The sequence below is a fragment of the Immundisolibacter sp. genome (genome assembly GCF_041625615.1).
Taxonomy (GTDB): domain Bacteria; phylum Pseudomonadota; class Gammaproteobacteria; order Immundisolibacterales; family Immundisolibacteraceae; genus Immundisolibacter.
The window spans coordinates 1-17,582 of the sequence record NZ_JBFJTF010000009.1; the positions used below are offsets into that span (position 1 = coordinate 1).

A 17,582-nucleotide genomic window follows, 5' to 3' on the forward strand; every position below is an offset into this window, starting at 1 on the left:
AGGTACTCCACCCCCACCGCCGCCACATCCAGGCAGTGATAAACCAGCGGGTGCCACTTGGGGTCAGCCGGGTACGCCGGGTCGGCCTTGCCCCAGTAGCGGGTTGCTGATGTCTCGTACGGATCCATGACGTGCCCGAGTGGGTCTGACAAAAAACACACTACGAGCACTCAGGCTGCCACGTGAGTGTCTTATTTCACGAGACGGCGACGGTTCAGCGAAAAAATTTGTCGTCCGCGGCTCAGGCGAGCGCCTTGCTGACCACCTCGTACAGGTCTTTCGACAGCTTCGGGCTTGCCGCCAGGCGCTCCAGGGCTTCGCGCATGAGGGCCTGACGGCCGGGTTCGTAACGACGCCAGCGGGTAAGCGCCTGCGCCAGGCGGGCGGCCAGCATGGGGTTGAAGCCGTCGATGGCCTGCACCTGGTCGGCCACAAAGGCGTAGCCGGAGCCGTCCGGCGCGTGAAAACGCAGCGGGTTGCCGTGCACGAAGGCACCCACCAGGGCGCGCACGCGGTTCGGATTGCGCGGCGCGTAGGCCGGGTGTTGCAACAGCGCCTTCACGTCGTCCAGCGCCTGTGCCCGGCGCGAACCGGCCTGCACGCTGAACCAGCGGTCCAGCACCAGCGCCTCGCCCTGCCAGCGCTGGTAGAAGGCATCCAGCGCCCGCTCACGCGCCGGTGCGTCCAGCTGTGCCAGCAGGGCCAGCGCGGCGGCGGTGTCGGTCATGTTGTCGGCGGCCTCGAACTGTTCGAGGCACAGCGACGGGCCAATGTCGTCCAGCTCCGCCAGATAGCCCAGGCACAGGTTGCGCAAGCGCCGACGCCCGACCTCGCCGGCCTCGAATCGGTACGCGCCATCCGGGGCCAGCGCCCGGTAGCGCGCCCGCAGCGGCTCGCGCAGGGCCTGCGCCAGCGCGCTGCGCAGGAAACGGCGCACGGTGTGGATGGCGGCGGGATCGACCACGTCCAGTTCGCCGGCGATGAAGGCCTCCGACGGCAAGGTCAGCAGTTCGGCCACCAGGGCCGGATCGGCCGCGGTGTCGTCCAGGCAGCGGCCGACGGCATCGCGCAGGCCGGCATCCAGGGTCAGATCCTCGCCGGCCGCATGCGCCGCCAGCAGGCGGTGGATGACCCGCATGTACAGCTGCTGGCCGGCGTCGTAGCGGGCGAAGGCGTCCGTGTCGTAGGCCAGCAGGTGAGCCAGTTCGGTGTCGGACAGGTCGACCTGCAGGCGCACCGGCGCGCAGAAGCCGCGCAGCAGCGACGGCACCGGCGCCTGCGGCAGGTCCTCGAACACGAAGGTCTGCTCGGCGCTGCGCAGGTCGAGCACCCGCTGCGTGCCCACTGCCGCGGGCTCGTCTGCCAGGCGCAGCGGCAGTTCGCGGCCGTCGGCGCCGAGCAATCCCAGGGCCAGCGGTATCGGCAACGGCTGTTTTTCCGGCTGTCCGGGCGTGGGCGCGGTGCGCTGGTGCACGGTCAGGTACCAGCGCGCGGCGTCGGCGTCGTGCCGGTGCGCCACGGTCAGCTGCGGTGTGCCGGCCTGCTGATACCAGGCCATGAACGGCGCCAGGTCGACGCCGTTGGCGTCCGCCAGCGCGGCGACGAAGTTTTCCACTGTCACCGCCTGGCCGTCATGGCGCTCGAAGTACAGGTCGGTACCGCGCCGGAAGCCGTCGGCACCCAGTACCGTGTGCAGCATGCGCACCACCTCGGCGCCCTTCTGGTAGACGGTGCTGGTGTAGAAATTGTTGATTTCGACGTAGGCTGCCGGGCGCACCGGGTGCGCCAGCGGACCGCCGTCCTCGGCAAACTGCACGGTACGCAGGCCACGCACCTCGGCGATGCGCTTGACCGCCGCCGATCCCATGTCGGCCGAGAACTGCTGGTCGCGGAACACGGTGAGTCCTTCCTTCAGCGACAGCTGGAACCAGTCGCGGCAGGTGATGCGGTTGCCGGTCCAGTTGTGGAAGTACTCGTGGGCGATGATGCTCTCGATGAACTCGTAGTCGTCGTCGGTGGCCCGCGCCGGGTCGGCCATGACGTACTTGGCGTTGAAGATGTTCAGGCCCTTGTTTTCCATGGCCCCCATGTTGAAGTCGTCCACCGCCACCACGTGGTACACGTCCAGGTCGTACTCGCGCCCGTAGACCCGCTCGTCCCAGGCCATGGCCTTTTTCAGCGCCGACATGGCATGGCCGCACTGCGCCACGTACGCGGGTTCGGTGTGGATGTACAGCTGCACGGTGCGGCCGCTGGCGGTGACGAAGGTGTCGTGCAGTGCCTGCAGCTGCCCCGCCACCAGCGCGAACAGGTAGCTCGGCTTCGGGAACGGATCCTCGAAGGTGGCGTAGTGGCGCCCGTCCGCCAGCTCGCCCTCGGCCACGCGGTTGCCGTTGGACAGCAGCAGCGGGTAGGCCGCGCGCTCGGCCCGCAGGGTGGTGGTGAAGCGCGCCAGCACGTCCGGGCGGTCCGGGAAGTAGGTGATGCGGCGAAAGCCCTCGGCCTCGCACTGCGTGCACAGCATGCCGCGCGAGGTGTAGAGCCCCTCCAGCGCACTGTTGGCGGACGGGTCGACTTGCACCTCGGTTTCGATGCACACCTGCTCGGGCAGGCCGGGGATGGTCAGGGCCTCGGCCGTCACCTCGTACTCGCTCGGGCGCATGACGTAGCCGTCGCGACTGACCCGGCGCAGCTTCAGGCCCTGGCCGTCGAGCACCAGCGGCGCGTCGCGCCGGCCGGCCGGGTTGCGGCGCAGCTGCAGGCGGGCGCTGACGCGGGTACTGGCAGGCTCGAGATCGAACTCCAGACGCACGCTGTCGACCAGGAAATCCGGCGGGCGGTAGTTCTTCAGTTCAACGGCGCGGGGAGTGGCATCACGCATGACAACGACCGGTTGGCGGGGGAAGTGTGGCCATTGTCGGCAGCCACTGCGGCGCCAGCAAGGGCACGGCTACAATGCAGACTGGCCTTTCTTCCGAGCGTTGACCTGCCGTCATGACTGCCCGCCCGCGCGCCGTGCTGTTCGACCTCGACGGCACCCTGCTCGACTCGCTGCCGGCGTTCCTGGCCATCACCCGCCACGCCTGCCGGGAGCTGGCCTGGCCGCTGCCGGGGCCGGATTACCTGCGCCAGGTGCTGACGCTCGGGCGCTCGCCCATCGAGGCGCTGCTGGGACCGGTGGACGACGAGCCACGCCTGCGCCAGCAGCTGAGCGCGGTCAGCATGACGCTGTGGCAGGAGGTGTTCGCGCTGGAGGCGAGGCTGTTCGAGGACACGCTGGTCGTCCTGCAGCGCCTGCACGCGGCCGGCTATCAGCTCGGCATCGTCACCGACTCCAATCACCACGTGGTCCGGCACCTCACGAGCACCCCCGGCTGCCCGCCGATGGCGGCCGTGGTCACGCGCGAGGAGGCGCCGGCGCGCAAGCCATCGCCCAGCGGCATTGAACTGGCGCTGACACAGCTACGCCTGGCTGCGCACGAAGCGGTGTACATCGGCGACAACCCCATCGACATCCAGGCCGCGCGCGGTGCCGGCGTAACCGCCTACGGCATCACCACCGGCGCCTCGCGGCGCGAGGATCTGGTCCCGCACGCGCCGCAGGCGATCTTCGATTCCCTGTCCGACCTGCACGCCCACCTGACGCTTGCGCTGCACGGCCGGCTGGTGAGAGGACTGGGCGAGGCCAGCCGTTTCCTGGCCATCGACTGGGTACGCGACGCCCTCGAAACCTGTCTGCAGCAGCCGTTCCACCCCGGCACCGTCAACCTGCAGGTCGAGTCGGCATATGCCGGGCGTCTGGCGGCCCTGGCCACCGACGCCCGCCTGCGGCGGTTCGAGTTGCCCGGCCGCGCCGGCTTTTGCCCGGCCACGCTGTACGCCACCCGCCTGCGCCACGGCGCGCGCCACATGCCGGCCCTGCTGCTGCGCCCGCAGGTGGCCGGCTATCCGGCCGACAAACTGGAGCTGGTCTGCCCACAGCCGGTGCGTGCCGGCTGGAACGTGGACGATGGCGCGCTGCTGGAACTGCACCAGCTCACCCTGGAGGACCCCTGGCCATGAATCTGCCCGCACTGAACGTCGACGAACTCGCCCGCCTGCGCATGAAGGAATGCCAGGGCACCCTGCTCGGGGGGGTGAAAGTGGCGCAGGGGCTCGGCCTGTCGGCCGAGGAGTTCGGCTACCGGATGATGATGGAACAGGGCATCAACTGGACGCACCTGTGCGGCAGCCTGGACAAGATCGCCCACATCTTCCACGAGCACTACCAGGTCACGTACGGCTTCGGCAGCGACCTGCGCGTGACCCTGCAGGACGACACGCTGCGCTTCGAAATGCCGCCACTGGCCCGCGCCGCTGCCGGCCAGCTGCAGCACTGGCGCCTGTCGACCCAGGTGCTCGAGGACGTGAACCGCGGATTCTGGCGGGCCCTGAACGAGAACGCCGGCATCACCGCCCGCCTGGAGTTCGGCCCGGACCGGCACACCGTCACGGTACGACGCGGCTGACGCGTCAGCGGCCGCCGCCGGCGATGAACGGCGGCGTGACCAGCCCACACCAGCGCCGGCACGAACACCCCGAACCGCAACAGCCGCCAACACGGGCTGCCGGTTGAGTGTTCAACGGATTCCACGGCTACGCCTGCTGCCCCACCCCGCGGCAGGGGGCAGGTCGGGCGATTTTCGTTACTTCACCACGCGCAACTTCGGACGTTCCGGCGGTGGCTCGGGTGGCGCCGGAGGCGTTGGCTCGTCCTCGACCGGGAATGTCATGCCCTGGCCGTTTTCGCGTGCGTACACGGCCAGCACCGCCAGCATCGGCACCCACACCCGGCGCGACACGCCGCCGAACCGGGCATCGAAGCTGACGTGTGTGTTCGACAGCTCGCGGGCGGCTGTGGCCTGCAAGCCGATGTTCAGGACGATCTTGCCGGCCTGAACATGCTCACTGGGTACCTCGACGCCATCCACGGTGGCGTCGACCAGGATCTGCGGGGTCAGCCCGTTGTCCTCCATCCACTGCACCATGCCGCGCAGCAGATAGGGCTTGGGGGAAGGCAACGGCTCCATGCGAACGGGACTTACGCCGACGGCGCGTGCCGCATCTCGAATTCCTGCTCGGTCAGGCTGTTGCGAAACGCCGAGCGGGCAAACATGCGCTCGGCATAACGCAACACAGGCCGTGCCGGCGCCGGCAGTTCAATGCCATACACCGGCAGACGCCACAGCAGTACGGTCAGCGCACAATCCACCAGCGTCGGCTCGGCGCCGAACACAAACTCGTGCTGCTGGAAAACCGGCGCGATCGCCGTGAGGCCATCACGCAGCGTCTTGCGCGCGGCGGTGACCTCGGCTTTCTTGCTGGATTCGGTGAGCACCTGATGCAGGCTGAACCAGTCGCGATCGATGCGCCACAACATCAGCCGCGCCTGCGCGCGGTTGATCGGGTCGATGGGCATCAGCGGCGGGTGCGGGAAGCGCTCGTCCAGGTACTCCATGATGATGCTGGAGTTGTAGAGCACCAGCCCGCGGTCGACCAACACCGGCAGGTCACCGTAGGGATTGAGGTCGCGCAGGTCCTCGGGCATCGCCGCCGGATCAACCAGCTCAACCTCGATGGCGATGTCCTTCTCGCTGAGCACCAGCCGGGTGCGGTGGCTGTGTGGGCACACCACGCCGGCATAGAGCTTCATGTTGCGGATGCGCTCCGTGGTGAAACCGTCGGCATCGCTGCCGTAATCGAGCGGCTCGACCTTGGACGCCTTGGAGGAAGCTTCCTTCTTGGAGGATTTCTGCGACAACAGTCTGCCCCGTATCAGTGAACGTCGCGCCAGTATTCGCGCTTGACCAGATAGGCCAGGCCGGAGAACACCAGCAGGAACAACAGTACTTTCACCCCGAGTCCATAACGTACCAGCTTGGCCGGCTCCCCCATGTAGACCATGAAGTTCACCAGATCGCGAACCAGCGCGTCGTATTCCTCGGGCTCGAGCGCGCCAGGCGCGGTCAGCGTCAGGTGGCCGTCAACCAGCTCCTGCGTACCCTGCAACGACGCCAGCACGTGCGGCATGGCGGCGTTCGGGAACACCGTATTGTTGACGCCAAACGGCCGGCTCGGGTCAAGGTAAAAGCTGCGCATGTAGGCGTACAGCCAGTCGGCACCGCGTGAACGGGCCGACAGCGTGATATCCGGCGGCGCCTGACCGAACCAGGCAGCGCCGTCCTTGGGCCGCATGGCCACCCGCATCACCTGGTTGGCGTCGCCACCGTTGAAAACCATGTTGGCCTGTACCTGCTCCGGTGTCAGGCCCAGGTCCTGCGCCAGGCGCGCGTAGCGCATGAACTCGGCACTGTGACAGCTAACGCAGTAGTTGACGAACGTGCGCGCCCCGCGCTGCAGCCCAGCGCGGTTGTTCAGGTCCACCTCGAAGCTCGGCACCGCCGGCCCGGAAGCGGCGGCCACCAGCGCCGGCGCCGCGGCCAGCAGGCAGGCAAGAATCATTTTTTTCATTTGCTGGTCACCCTGTCCGGCACCGGCTTAGTGCTGTCGATGCGCGTGTAGATCGGCATGGTCAGGAAGAACAGGAAGTACAGCACCGCGAAAATACGCGCCAGCAGCGTGTACAGGTCCGACGGCGGCTGCGTGCCCAGGTAACCCAGGGCGATGAAGCTGACCACGAAGATCACCAGCGCGATGCGGTTCAGGATGCCGCGATAGCGGATCGAGCGCACCGGACTGCGATCCAGCCACGGCACCAGGAACAGCACGAAGATGGCCGCGCCCATCGCCACCACGCCCAGGAACTTGTCCGGCACGGCGCGCAGAATCGAGTAAAACGGCGCGAAATACCACAGCGGCGCGATGTGCGGCGGCGTGACCATCGGATCGGCCGGCTTGAAGTTGTCGGGCTCCAGGAACTTGCCCCACATCTCCGGCACGAAAAACACGATCGCCGCGAAGATGATGGCGAACACGGACAGGCCCCAGATGTCCTTGACCGTGTAGTACGGATGGAACGGGATGCCGTCGAGCGGCTTGCCGTCCGGGCCCTTCTTCTTCTTGATGTCGATGCCATCCGGGTTGTTGGACCCGGTCTCGTGCAGCGCGATGATGTGGAAGAACACCAGCGCGATGATCAGCAACGGCACCGCCGCCACGTGCAGCGCGAAGAACCGGTTCAGCGTCGGGTCACCGACCGCAAAGTCACCACGAATCCACAGCGACAGGCCGTCGCCGATGAACGGGATGGCGCCGAACAGCGAGATGATCACCTGCGCGCCCCAGTAGGACATCTGGCCCCACGGCAGCAGGTAGCCCATGAAGGCCTCGGCCATCAGCAGCACGTAGATGACCATGCCGAACAGCCAGACCAGCTCGCGCGGCCCCTTGCCGGAGCCGTAGATGATCCCGCGGAACATGTGCAGGTACACCACCACGAAGAACATCGACGCCCCGGTCGAGTGCAGGTAGCGGATCAGCCAGCCCCAGCTGACGTCGCGCATGATGTACTCGACCGACGCGAAGGCGAGGTCTTCCGACGGCTTGTAGTGCATCGTCAGGAAGATGCCGGTGACGATCTGCAGCACCAGCACGGCCAGCGCCAGCGAGCCGAAGAAGTACCAGAAGTTGAAATTCTTGGGCGCGTAGTACTGACCGACGTGATCGTCCCACCAGTCGAAGATGGGAAGACGCTCGTCGATCCAGCGCGCCAGGCCCGAGGTGCGATTGACCATCACGCGGTCTCCTGATCTTCGCCGATGAGCAGCCGCGTGTCGCTCAGGTACTTGTACGGCGGCACCGGCAGGTTCAGCGGCGGCGGCACGCCCTTGTAAACACGACCGGCCAGGTCATACAGGCCGCCATGGCACGGGCACAGGAAGCCGCCTTTCCAGTCGGCGCCCAGATCGGGCGCGCCGACCTCGGGCCGGTACTTCGGCGAGCAGCCCAGGTGCGTGCACACGCCCACCAGCACCAGATACTCGGGCTTGATGGAGCGCACGTCGTTCTGGGCATAGGCCGGCTGCTCGGACTCGACCGACTCGGGGTCGCGCAGGTCGCCGGCCGGCACTTCGGCCAGGTGGTCCAGTTCTTCCTGCGTGCGACGCAGGATCCACACCGGCTTGCGGCGCCATTCGACCACCATCAGCTCGCCGGGTCCCAGCTTGCTGATGTCGACCTCGACCGGCGCACCGGCCGCCTGAGTCCGGGCGCTCGGCTGCATGCTGGACACGAACGGCACCGCCGTAGCGGCCAATCCGACCCCTCCCAGCGCTCCAGCCGTTCCGGCCAGCAGCCGGCGGCGCGCGGGATCAACCGCATCGTTTGCCATAGATCACGCTTCCCCTGAAGGCGGGCCTGCGGCGCCCGCGGATGTCGTATTCCCAAAAATACACGCGGCCGGCGGCACGTGACCGCCAGCCGTCATGAGCTGTTGGGTAAAAAGCCGCGGTATTGTGCCAAACGCAGGTGGGCCGCGCCAAGCCATGCCCGGTCGTGCAGGTGGCGCCGGCTGCTAGCATTGCGCGGCCCCTTGTGAGTCAGTGCACACATGAACAACGCCTCGAAACACGCCCGGCATCGATATTTGCTGCAAGCGGCCGTGGTCGGCCTGGTCGCCGGCGTGGCCATTACCCTTCTGTGGCCGTCGCCACCGGCGCCGCCCCAACTGCCGATCAGCGGCGGCGTCACGCCGCCTCTGCCCGCCCCTGCCGGGCCAACGGCCAACAGCTTCGCGCCGGCGGTGGAGGCCGCCGCGCCGGCGGTGGTCAATATCTACAGCACCAAGGTCGTCACCCGCGCGTTCAACCCGCTTCTCGACGAGCCGCTGTTCCAGCGCTTTTTCGGGCGTGCCCCGATACCGCGCCAGCGGCTGGAATCGAGCCTGGGGTCGGGTGTACTGCTCGGCAAGGACGGCTACATCGCCACCAACCACCACGTCATTGCGGATGCCAGCGAAATCGAGGTCGCGCTGCGTGACGGGCGCAGTGCCAAGGCAGCGCTGGTGGGCAGTGACCCGATCACTGACCTGGCCCTGCTGCGCATCGACCTGCCAAACCTGCCCTCCATCGCCCAGGGCGACGACCGACAGGTCCGTATCGGTGATCTGGTGCTGGCCATTGGCAACCCGTTCGGGGTCGGGCAAACGGTGACGCTGGGCGTGGTCGGCGCCATCGGCCGCGAGGCACCGGGCATTTCCGCGGTCGGCGACTTCATCCAGACCGACGCCGCCATCAATCCCGGCAACTCCGGCGGGGCACTGGTCAATGCCGCGGGCGAGCTGATCGGCATCAATACCGCCATCTACAGCCGCAGCGGCGGTTCAGAGGGCATCGGCTTCGCCGTTCCGGTATCGGTCGTGCGTGGCATCACCGCCCAGCTGCGCGAGTACGGTGAGGTACCGCGCGGCTGGCTGGGCCTGGAACTGCAGGAACTGACACCCGAACTGGCCACAACGCTCGGCCTGCAAGCCAGCAGTGGCGCCCTGGTCAGCGGCGTCTACCGTGGTTCGCCGGCCAGCAAGGCCGGCGTGCGCCCCGGCGATTTGCTGCTGACCATCGACGGGCAAGCGATCAAGCGTGCGCGAGATGCGCTGGCCGCCCTGGCCGTGCTGCCGCGCGAGCACGAGGTCGCACTCACCCTGCAGCGCGGCAGGCGCCGCATCGAGACACGCGCCACCACGATCCGTCAGCCGAACTGACCGTGACACGCGACGGCGCGGGCGGCGCGTCCGCCCACGCCGGATCGCATCCTGTGCCTCACGCGGCCACGCACCGCGGCCACTTCTAAACCGTCGCGACCTGCACCCGCACCCGGCCGGCCACGTCGCGCGCGTGCTGGCGCGCCGTCTCCACGTCGGCCGCGCGCGCCAGCGCCACCCCCATGCGGCGGCGGGCGAACGCCTGCGGCTTGCCGAACAGGCGCAGATCGCTTCCCGGCACCTGAAGTGCGTGGTCGATGCCGGCAAAGACCACCGGCCCGCCGTCGGTCTGCCCGTAAATCACCGCGCTGGCCCCCGGGCCGCGCAGGCCGACATCCACCGGCAAGCCGAGAATGGCGCGCGCATGCAGCTCGAACTGCGACAGCGCCTGCGTGACCAGCGTCACCAGGCCGGTATCGTGCGGGCGCGGGCTGACCTCGCTGAACCACACCTCGTCACCGCGCACGAACAGTTCGACACCGAAGATGCCGCAACCGCCAAGCGCACCGGTGACGCGCCCGGCAATGTCGCGTGCCTGCCTGCGCGCCGCTGCGGTCATCGCCTGTGGCTGCCAGCTCTCCACGTAATCGCCGCGTACCTGGCGATGCCCGATCGGCTCGCAGAAATGGGTGTCGATGTGCCCGTCCTCACCACGACAGCGCACGGTCAGCTGGGTGATCTCGTAGTCGAAGTCGATCTGCTGCTCGACGATCACCCGCCCACCCCGCACCCGGCCGGCCTCCTGCGCGTTGCGCCAGGCCGTCTGCAGCCCGTCGGCGTCGGTCACCCGCGACTGCCCCTTGCCGGAGGACGACATCACCGGTTTCACGAAACAGGGGAAGCCCACCTGCGCGGCACCGGCCTCGAGTTGTTCGAGCGTGTCGGCAAAGGCGTAACGCGACACCGGCAGACCGAGTTCCTGCGCCGCCAGGCGGCGAATCCCCTCGCGGTCCATGGTCAACCGGGCGGCGCGGGCCGTGGGAATGACCGTCGCCAGGCCCTCGGCCTCGATGTCGACCAGCGCCTCGGTGGCGATGGCCTCGATCTCCGGCACGATCAGCGCCGGGCGCTCGCGCACCACCAGCTCGCGCAGGGCGGCCGCGTCGGTCATGTCGATGACATGCGCGCGATGCGCCACCTGATGGCCGGGCGCGTTGGGGTAGCGATCGACGGCGATGGTCTCCACGCCCAGGCGCTGCAGGGCGATGATCACTTCCTTGCCCAGCTCGCCGGCGCCCAGCAGCATCACGCGTGTGGCGTTGGCGGTCAGTGGCGTGCCTATGAACATGCTCCAGTTCCTGTGGGATGGGTGGCCGGATGACCCGGGCCGCGTCGGTGACAGACGCGAATCCTAGCCGCTGCCGGCGTCGGACAGGCCCGTCAGGATTTCCGTGCTGTGCTCGCCCAGCCGCGGCGCGCGCCCGCGCACGGCGCCCGGCGTGGCGGACAGGTGCACCGGCACACCGGCAATCGTCACCGGCGTGTCGCTGCCCGGCTGCTCGACCTGCACCAACATGCCGCGGGCGGCAAAGTGCGGATCGGCAAAGATCTCCGTAGCGTCCTGCACCGGCCCGAACGGCACGCGCCCACCGAACAGCGCCTTCAGTTCCGCCTTGCTGTGTCGGCCGGTGAAGGCCTCGATCAGCGCCGTCACCTCGCCCCGGCGACCCAGCCGCGCGGCGTTGGTGGCCCAGCCGGGGTCCGCGCCAAGCTCCGGCCGGCCGATGGCGGCCGTCAGTTCCACCCAGAACTTGTCGGTCGGACAGCCGATGGCCACCCAGCCGTCGGCGGCGCGGAACAGGCCAAACGGGCACAGCAGCGGGTGACCGTTGCCCTCCGGGCGGGCCACCTCGCCGGTGTAGCTGTACTGGTGCACCAGCCGCTCGCACAGCGCCAGCACACCGTCGACCATGGCGATGTCCAGGAACTGCCCCTGCCCGGTGCGCTCGGCATGGCGCACCGCAGCCAGGATGCCGAAGGCCAGCATCAGGGCCGGCACCGTGTCGCCGACACCGGGACCGATCTTCAGCGGCAGGTCGGCGGCGGGCCCGGTGATGCCCATGAGGCCGCCGAGCGCCTGCGCCACCACGTCGAAGGCCGGCCAGTCGGTGTACGGGCTGTCGCCGGTGCGCGGGTCACCAAAGCCGCGGATGGCGGCGTACACCAGACGCGGGTTGCGCCGGGCGAGCGTCTCGTAGCCCAGCCCCAGGCGCTCCATGACGCCGGCGCGAAAGTTCTCGACCAGCACATCGGCGCCGTCGACCAGGCGCAGGAAGGCCTCGCGACCGGCGGCGGCTTTCAGGTCCAGCACCACGCTTTTCTTGCCGCGGTTGATGCTCTGGAAATAGCCGCCGAACGCGCGCTCGCCGTCGTCCGGCCGAAACGGCGCAAAGCGGCGCGCCGGGTCCCCCTCCGGCGGCTCGATCTTGATCACCTCGGCGCCGTGGTCGGCCAGCAGCTGCGTGCAGAATGGCCCGGCCAGCACCTGCGACAGGTCCAGCACGCGCAGCCCGGCCAGCGCCCCCGGGCTCATGCGCCGTCACCCAGCAGCTGGCGACCGATCACCTTGAGTTCGAGAATCGGCTCGACACCCTCGAAGATGGGCAGCACCAGCGCGTCGGCCACGTAGCGGGCGACCGGAAATTCCTCCGCGTAACCCCAGCCGCCATGCAGTAACTGCGCGCGCTGCGACACGTCCACCGCCACCCGGCAGGCGAACAGCTTGGCCATGGCCGCGCGCAGGCCGGCGTCCGCCGCGCCGGTGTCCATGGCGCGCGCGGCGGCGTGCGTCAGCGCCCGGGCGGCGGCGGTGCGCAGCGCCATCCAGCCCAGCTCGTAGGCCGTGCTCTGGAATTCACCGATCGGCCGCCCGAACTGGCGCCGCTCGGCGCTGTAGCGACCGGCGGCCATGAGGCTGGCCTGGGCCAGGCCCGTCGCGCGGGCAGCGGTCTGCAAGCGGCCGGCAGCGAAGCCCGCCATCTGATAGTAGAAGCCGCGTCCGGGCGTGCCGATCAGCCGGTCGCCGGGCACGAACCAGCGTTCGAACTGCAGCGTGAACGAATGCATGCCGCGATAACCGGGCGTGCGGTCGGCCTTGCCGGTGAGCCGCCCGCCACCGGGCTGGCGCAGGTCGAATTCATGCCCCGGGCAACGCGCCTTCTCGACGATGAACAGCGACAGCCCGCGGTGGCCGGCCGCCGGATCCGGGTCGCTGCGCGCCAGCAGCGCCAGCACATCGGCCCGACCGGCGAAGGTGCTCCAGGCCTTGGCACCGTCGATCAGCCAGCCGGCGACACCGTTTTGCTCCACCGGCGTGGCGCGGCAACGCAGCGCCGCCACGTCCGAGCCGGTGTCGGGCTCGGTCACGGCCACGCCGACCATCAGCTCGCCGCGCGCCACCGGCCCCAGCCAGCGCTGTTTCTGTGCCTCGCTGCCGCCCGCCAGCAGGGCCTTGGCCAGGACTTCCGGGCGGGTGATGAGGCTGCCGGCCGCCGGCAGCGAGGCAACGGACAACTCTTCCGTGGCCACCACCATGGCCAGGTTGCTCATGCCGGTGCCGCCGTAGCCGGACGGAATGGACATGCCGAAGAAGCCAAGCTGCGCCATGCCGTCGATCAGCGCCTCCGGCACCAGCAGGTCATCGAGGTGAATCCGCTGGGCCAGCGGCTCGACCCGCTCGGCAGCAAAGCGGCGCGTGGTGTCGCGCAAGGCCAGCATGAGGTCGGCATCGTCGCCGGCAATGGCCGCGTGGTTGGCGAAATCGGCAGCGGCCAGCCGGGCCGCCAGCTCACGAAAGGCGCCCTCGGCCAGACTGGCCGCCAGTGCCGCGCGTCGTTCCACCGGCAGCAGCTCGGCGGCCGCCGGGGCGGCGAGCCCGAAATCGACGCCGTGGCGCTCGACCAGATGTGCCGCCTCGAGCGCCGTCTCGGCGGCGAACAACGCCGCGGCGCTGGTCTGCCCAGCGTCCGTCCCGGCCGCTACACACAGCGCCTGCGCCGCCGCCACCCGCGCCGCCAGGCCGGCGTAGCGGCGCACCGCCAGCTGGTGATCGTCGATGGCCCGGCCCGCCTGGGTGCGTTCCTGCAGCGCCACGTGCAGGCGCTGCAGCAGCGCCTGCGCCTGGTCCAGGGCCCAACGCCCGCCGTCGCCTGCCGTCATGTCTCCCCCTGTTCTTCGTCCGACCGTCGCCCGGTCAACGCCCGACAGCGCCGGTCCCGGACACTATCGGCACACGCGGCTCAGGCGACGGGCGACGTGGCGTCGGCCTGGCGGGCGCGCTCATGCGCGGCCCGGCGCTTGAGGTAAGCCTCGCGGGCGATCTGCATGTCCTCGACGAACAGCGGCAGCTCCTCCAGGCGCAAGGCCTGCGGACCGTCGACCAGCGCCTTGGCCGGCGCCGGGTGAAAGTCCACCAGGACCAGGTTGGCGCCGGCGATCACGCCCTGGACGGCCGCATGATGAATGTCCTCGATGCCGTCCGGCCCGACGTCGCGTCGTCCCACCGAGTGCGACGGATCGATACCGACCGGCATGCGCGTGAGGCGCCGCACCACCGGCACATGGGCGAAATCGACCAGGTTCCGGTGCGGGTCGCCAAGGCCGGTCTTGACCCCACGCAGGCAGAACACCACCCGCTGATTGCCCTCGCTGGCCAGGTACTCGGCCGCGTTCAGCGACTCCTCGAGCGTGATGCCGAAACCGCGCTTGAACAGCACCGGGAACTCCTGCTGGCGGCCGATGGCCTTGAGCAGCTCGAAGTTCTGCGTGTTGCGCGTGCCCACCTGCAGCATCACCCCGGTCGGACGGCCGATGGCCGTCAGGGCATCGTGAATTTCCTGGATGTGCTTTTCATGGGTGATCTCCATCGCCACCACGCGAATGCCGTGGCGACCGGCGGACTCGAACACGAACGGCAGACACGCGGCACCGTGTCCCTGGAACGCATAGGGACTGGTGCGCGGCTTGTAGGCACCCATCCGCGCGCAGCGCAGACCCTGGGCAGCCAACGCGGCGAAGGTGCGGTCCACATGCTCGCGCGTGTCGACCGCGCACAGGCCGGCAAACACCTCGAAGCCATCCTGATCGAAGTCGACCCCGTTGTACTCGAACCCGCTCGGCCGGAAATCGTCCTGATGGCGACCCAAAACGCGGTACTCGCGCGACACCCGCACGACCCGGTCCACCCCGGTGAGCTCGGCCAGTTCCTCGGCATCCAGTGCCGCGGTGTCGCCGATCAGGTAAATCTCGGTCAACGTCTGCTGCGCGCCCTTGACCTCATGCACGCGGGTTTCGATACCCGGGCGCCGCGACAGGTATTCCATGATGGTGCCAAACGCGGGTGTGCCGGCATGAACGTTGTCTTGCAGGATCAGGATCATCGTCGATCTCGGGTCGGAAACTGGCCGTCATACTAGGGCAAGATGCGGCTGGCCACTGTCCGGGGGGACAAGCACGCCGGCCGGCGCACGGGACACTAAAGTTTTTGGGGCAGCGTGGCGATACACAGGCCAAGCTCTTCATCCAACAACAACAACCGCGCATCAAACAGCCGATGCATATGCCGACCTACGCCGCATCCGAAAACGAATCGATACTGCGCGATGCCGTATCGCGCCTGTGTGCGTTGGCGGCCGACACGCGACCGGCGCTCGCCCCCGCGCTGGCAGCGATCACCGACGCCGTGCATGGCGACCTCGAAGGCGACGCGCTGCGGCGTGCCTTCGCCCGGCTCGACGGCGCCGGCACGGCTGCTGCGGCGCCGCACGCGCAGACCCTGCGCAGCACCACCGACGGTCGACTCATCCAGGACATACTCAAGCAGCTGACGATACCGGCCGGGCTCGAGCCGCTGGCAAACGACATCAAGCGGTCGCTGGACACGCCCGCCTGCGACGTCCAGCGCCGACAGACCAGCAAACAGCTGGTGCGCCTGGTCGGCGAATCCAAGGCCCACGCCGAGCGCCGTCAGACCGAACTCAAGCAGTTCCTCAAGCACACCGTCACGCGCCTGCTGCAACTGGAAGCGGCGCTCAACGAGGCGAACACACTCACCCAGACTGCCTCCAGCGAGACTCTGCAAGGGCGGCGCGCGACACAGGCCGAGCTCGTGCAACTGCGAACGATGTCGGCCGAAACGGAGGATCTCGACCAGCTCAAGGCCTTCGTCGGGACGCGACTCGACCACCTGCAGGCACACCTCCAGCAACAGGACAACGCCGGTGATCTGCGTCAGCGCAAGCTGATGGAACAGCTGGTCGCGCTCAGCCAACAGGTGACCCAGCTGAGCGCAGAGACAATCAACCTGCGCAGCCGCCTGGACGTGACCACCGAAGAAGCCCTGCGCGACCCGCTGACCGGCGCCTTCAACCGCCTGGCCTACGACCGCCGGGCGGCACTGGAAGTGGCGCGGTGGCAAAGCGACGGCGGCGCGCTGTCGATGATCATCTGCGACATCGACCACTTCAAGCACATCAACGACGAATTCGGCCACGCCGCCGGCGACAAGGTGCTCAAGGAAGTGGTCCGCCTGCTGCAGCAGCAGCTGCGCTCGTCCGATTTCGTCGGCCGCTACGGCGGCGAGGAGTTCGTGGTGCTGCTCAACGGCGCCGGCGAGCAGGCAGCCATCCAGATTGCCGACAAACTGCGCCGCAGCGTCAAGGCGGCGCCGTTTCGCAGCCGCGGTGGGCGGGTTCCGGTCACCATCTCCTGCGGCATCGGGTCCTTCACCGGCGACGACACCCTCGAGGACGTGTTCGAGCGCACCGACGCCGCGCTGTATGCCGCCAAGGAGCAGGGCCGCGATCGCTGCGTGTTCGCGGCACCCAAGGGCAGCGCCTGACCTGCGGCCGGCTTACCAGTCCGGCGTCCCGCCGGCCCTGAGCGTGGCGTCCCAGGCCTTCGCCAACCCCTCGCCGCGCATCCGCTCTTCGTTCCCGAGCTGCGGCTGCAGCAGCTTCAGTGCCTGCTCGGCGTTGCTGTTGCCGCGCTGCATGGCCAGTGTGAACAGTGCGTAGGCCTTGGCCACGTCGGCCTTCACGCCCAGTCCGTTGTAGACCATGAAGCCCAGGTTGTTCAGCGCGAAGGCATCGCCGCTGGCGGCCGCGCGCCGGTACCAGCGCACGGCCACGGCATCGTCGCGCGTCACCCCCTCGCCGTGGTGGTACATGCGACCGAGATTGAACGCCGCCAGCGAATCACCCTGCTCGGCCGCCTTGCGATACCAGTCGGCAGCGGCCTGCAGGTCGGCCGCCGTGGCCGCTGCCAGATACGTCATGGCGCCCAGGTTGTACTGCGCCTCCCGGTGGCCCTGGGCGGCGGCAGCCTCGAACCAGCGCCGCGCCTGCGGGGCGTCGGCCGGCACGCCGATGCCCTCGTAGTACATCTGCCCCAGCGTGTACTGCGCGCCGGCATGACCGGCGTCGGCCGCCTGGCGGTACCAGACCACCGCCTGCGCCGCATCGACACCGACACCCAGGCCCTGGTCGTACAGGACACCGAGGTTGTAGGCAGCCGACGGCACCTGCTCGGCCGCCTGTTCGAACAGACGCCGTGCCGCCGGGTAGTCGCGCGCCACGCCCTGCCCGCGCACGGTCAACACGCCAAGGTTGTAGGCCGCCTGGGCGTGGCCCTGCCGCGCCGCGGCGGCGAACCAGCGGGCGGCCGCCTGGGCATCGACCTGCCCACCCGCCGCCTGGGTGTGGTGCACGCCAAGCGCGTACTGGGCGGCGGGATCACCGCCCTCGGCGGCCGCGGTCAGCACCGCCACGTCATCGGCGGCCGGCGCGGCGTGCCCGGCCGCGCACAGCACCGTCAGCAACAGGCAGCAAACGAGACGATTGAGCGCGTTCATGGACAGTGACGAAGGCAAACGGGCCGCTATGGTACG

16 protein-coding genes are annotated in these 17,582 nt (G+C 68.9%); 4 read left to right on the forward strand and 12 right to left on the reverse strand.

All coding sequences use genetic code 11. The features are described from left to right. Together ABYX71_RS01420 and pepN are read right to left on the reverse strand one after the other, a co-directional pair. Positions 1–128, reverse strand: a 128-nt coding sequence (locus ABYX71_RS01420; RefSeq protein ID WP_372694224.1) for an HD domain-containing protein, incomplete at its 3' end; no start/stop codon positions are given. Between the two features lie 113 nt (positions 129–241). After that, positions 242–2,881 (reverse strand): aminopeptidase N, encoded by a 2,640-nt coding sequence (gene pepN, locus ABYX71_RS01425; RefSeq protein WP_372694182.1) that lies wholly within the window; start codon positions 2,879–2,881, stop codon positions 242–244. 113 nt (positions 2,882–2,994) lie between these two features. Between pepN and ABYX71_RS01430 the strand changes: the two genes are divergently transcribed. After that, positions 2,995–4,062: an HAD-IA family hydrolase gene (locus tag ABYX71_RS01430; RefSeq protein WP_372694184.1), complete on the forward strand. Its 1,068-nt coding sequence runs from the start codon at positions 2,995–2,997 to the stop codon at positions 4,060–4,062. Next, positions 4,059–4,508, forward strand: coding sequence for a hypothetical protein (locus ABYX71_RS01435; RefSeq protein WP_372694186.1), 450 nt, complete (start codon positions 4,059–4,061; stop codon positions 4,506–4,508). The genes ABYX71_RS01430 and ABYX71_RS01435 overlap by 4 nt, the downstream gene beginning before the upstream one ends. A gap of 177 nt (positions 4,509–4,685) precedes the next feature. Here the strand turns inward: ABYX71_RS01435 and ABYX71_RS01440 are convergent, their stop codons facing one another. From ABYX71_RS01440 to petA, 5 genes are all read right to left on the reverse strand, one after another. Then, positions 4,686–5,069 carry a ClpXP protease specificity-enhancing factor gene (locus ABYX71_RS01440; RefSeq protein ID WP_372694188.1) on the reverse strand — a complete coding sequence of 128 codons (384 nt, stop codon included), beginning with the start codon at positions 5,067–5,069 and terminating at the stop codon, positions 4,686–4,688. Positions 5,070–5,080: 11 nt separating this feature from the next. Next, positions 5,081–5,692: a glutathione S-transferase N-terminal domain-containing protein gene (locus ABYX71_RS01445; RefSeq protein ID WP_372694226.1), complete on the reverse strand. Its 612-nt coding sequence runs from the start codon at positions 5,690–5,692 to the stop codon at positions 5,081–5,083. A gap of 122 nt (positions 5,693–5,814) precedes the next feature. Continuing rightward, complete coding sequence (locus ABYX71_RS01450; RefSeq protein ID WP_372694190.1) at positions 5,815–6,501, reverse strand: cytochrome c1; 687 nt, start codon at positions 6,499–6,501, stop codon at positions 5,815–5,817. 5 nt (positions 6,502–6,506) lie between these two features. Beyond that, positions 6,507–7,733, reverse strand: a complete 1,227-nt coding sequence (locus ABYX71_RS01455; protein ID WP_372694192.1) for a cytochrome bc complex cytochrome b subunit — start codon at positions 7,731–7,733, stop codon at positions 6,507–6,509. Beyond that, the gene (gene petA / locus ABYX71_RS01460) at positions 7,733–8,329 is read right to left on the reverse strand and encodes a ubiquinol-cytochrome c reductase iron-sulfur subunit (protein WP_372694194.1); all 597 of its coding nucleotides are present in this window, start codon (positions 8,327–8,329) and stop codon (positions 7,733–7,735) included. Before petA ends, ABYX71_RS01455 begins: the two co-directional genes overlap by 1 nt. A gap of 219 nt (positions 8,330–8,548) precedes the next feature. On the opposite strand from petA, the gene ABYX71_RS01465 reads away from it, so the two are divergent. Continuing rightward, positions 8,549–9,697, forward strand: a complete 1,149-nt coding sequence (locus tag ABYX71_RS01465; RefSeq protein ID WP_372694196.1) for a trypsin-like peptidase domain-containing protein — start codon at positions 8,549–8,551, stop codon at positions 9,695–9,697. 85 nt (positions 9,698–9,782) lie between these two features. Here the strand turns inward: ABYX71_RS01465 and purT are convergent, their stop codons facing one another. The 4 genes from purT to ABYX71_RS01485 form a co-directional block, all read right to left on the reverse strand. Further along, a complete protein-coding gene (gene purT, locus ABYX71_RS01470; protein WP_372694198.1) occupies positions 9,783–10,985 on the reverse strand; it encodes a formate-dependent phosphoribosylglycinamide formyltransferase in 1,203 nt (400 codons plus the stop codon). A 63-nt stretch (positions 10,986–11,048) separates the two neighbouring features. Beyond that, positions 11,049–12,230 (reverse strand): CaiB/BaiF CoA transferase family protein, encoded by a 1,182-nt coding sequence (locus ABYX71_RS01475; protein WP_372694200.1) that lies wholly within the window; start codon positions 12,228–12,230, stop codon positions 11,049–11,051. Continuing rightward, a complete protein-coding gene (locus tag ABYX71_RS01480; protein ID WP_372694202.1) occupies positions 12,227–13,855 on the reverse strand; it encodes an acyl-CoA dehydrogenase family protein in 1,629 nt (542 codons plus the stop codon). Before ABYX71_RS01480 ends, ABYX71_RS01475 begins: the two co-directional genes overlap by 4 nt. Positions 13,856–13,935: 80 nt before the next feature. Continuing rightward, positions 13,936–15,075 (reverse strand): 3-deoxy-7-phosphoheptulonate synthase, encoded by a 1,140-nt coding sequence (locus ABYX71_RS01485; protein ID WP_372694204.1) that lies wholly within the window; start codon positions 15,073–15,075, stop codon positions 13,936–13,938. A gap of 179 nt (positions 15,076–15,254) precedes the next feature. Between ABYX71_RS01485 and ABYX71_RS01490 the strand changes: the two genes are divergently transcribed. Next, positions 15,255–16,535 carry a GGDEF domain-containing protein gene (locus tag ABYX71_RS01490; protein WP_372694206.1) on the forward strand — a complete coding sequence of 427 codons (1,281 nt, stop codon included), beginning with the start codon at positions 15,255–15,257 and terminating at the stop codon, positions 16,533–16,535. A gap of 12 nt (positions 16,536–16,547) precedes the next feature. On the opposite strand, the gene ABYX71_RS01495 is transcribed toward ABYX71_RS01490, so the two are convergent. Further along, positions 16,548–17,546, reverse strand: a complete 999-nt coding sequence (locus ABYX71_RS01495) for an SEL1-like repeat protein (protein WP_372694208.1) — start codon at positions 17,544–17,546, stop codon at positions 16,548–16,550. Positions 17,547–17,582 lie beyond the last annotated feature (36 nt).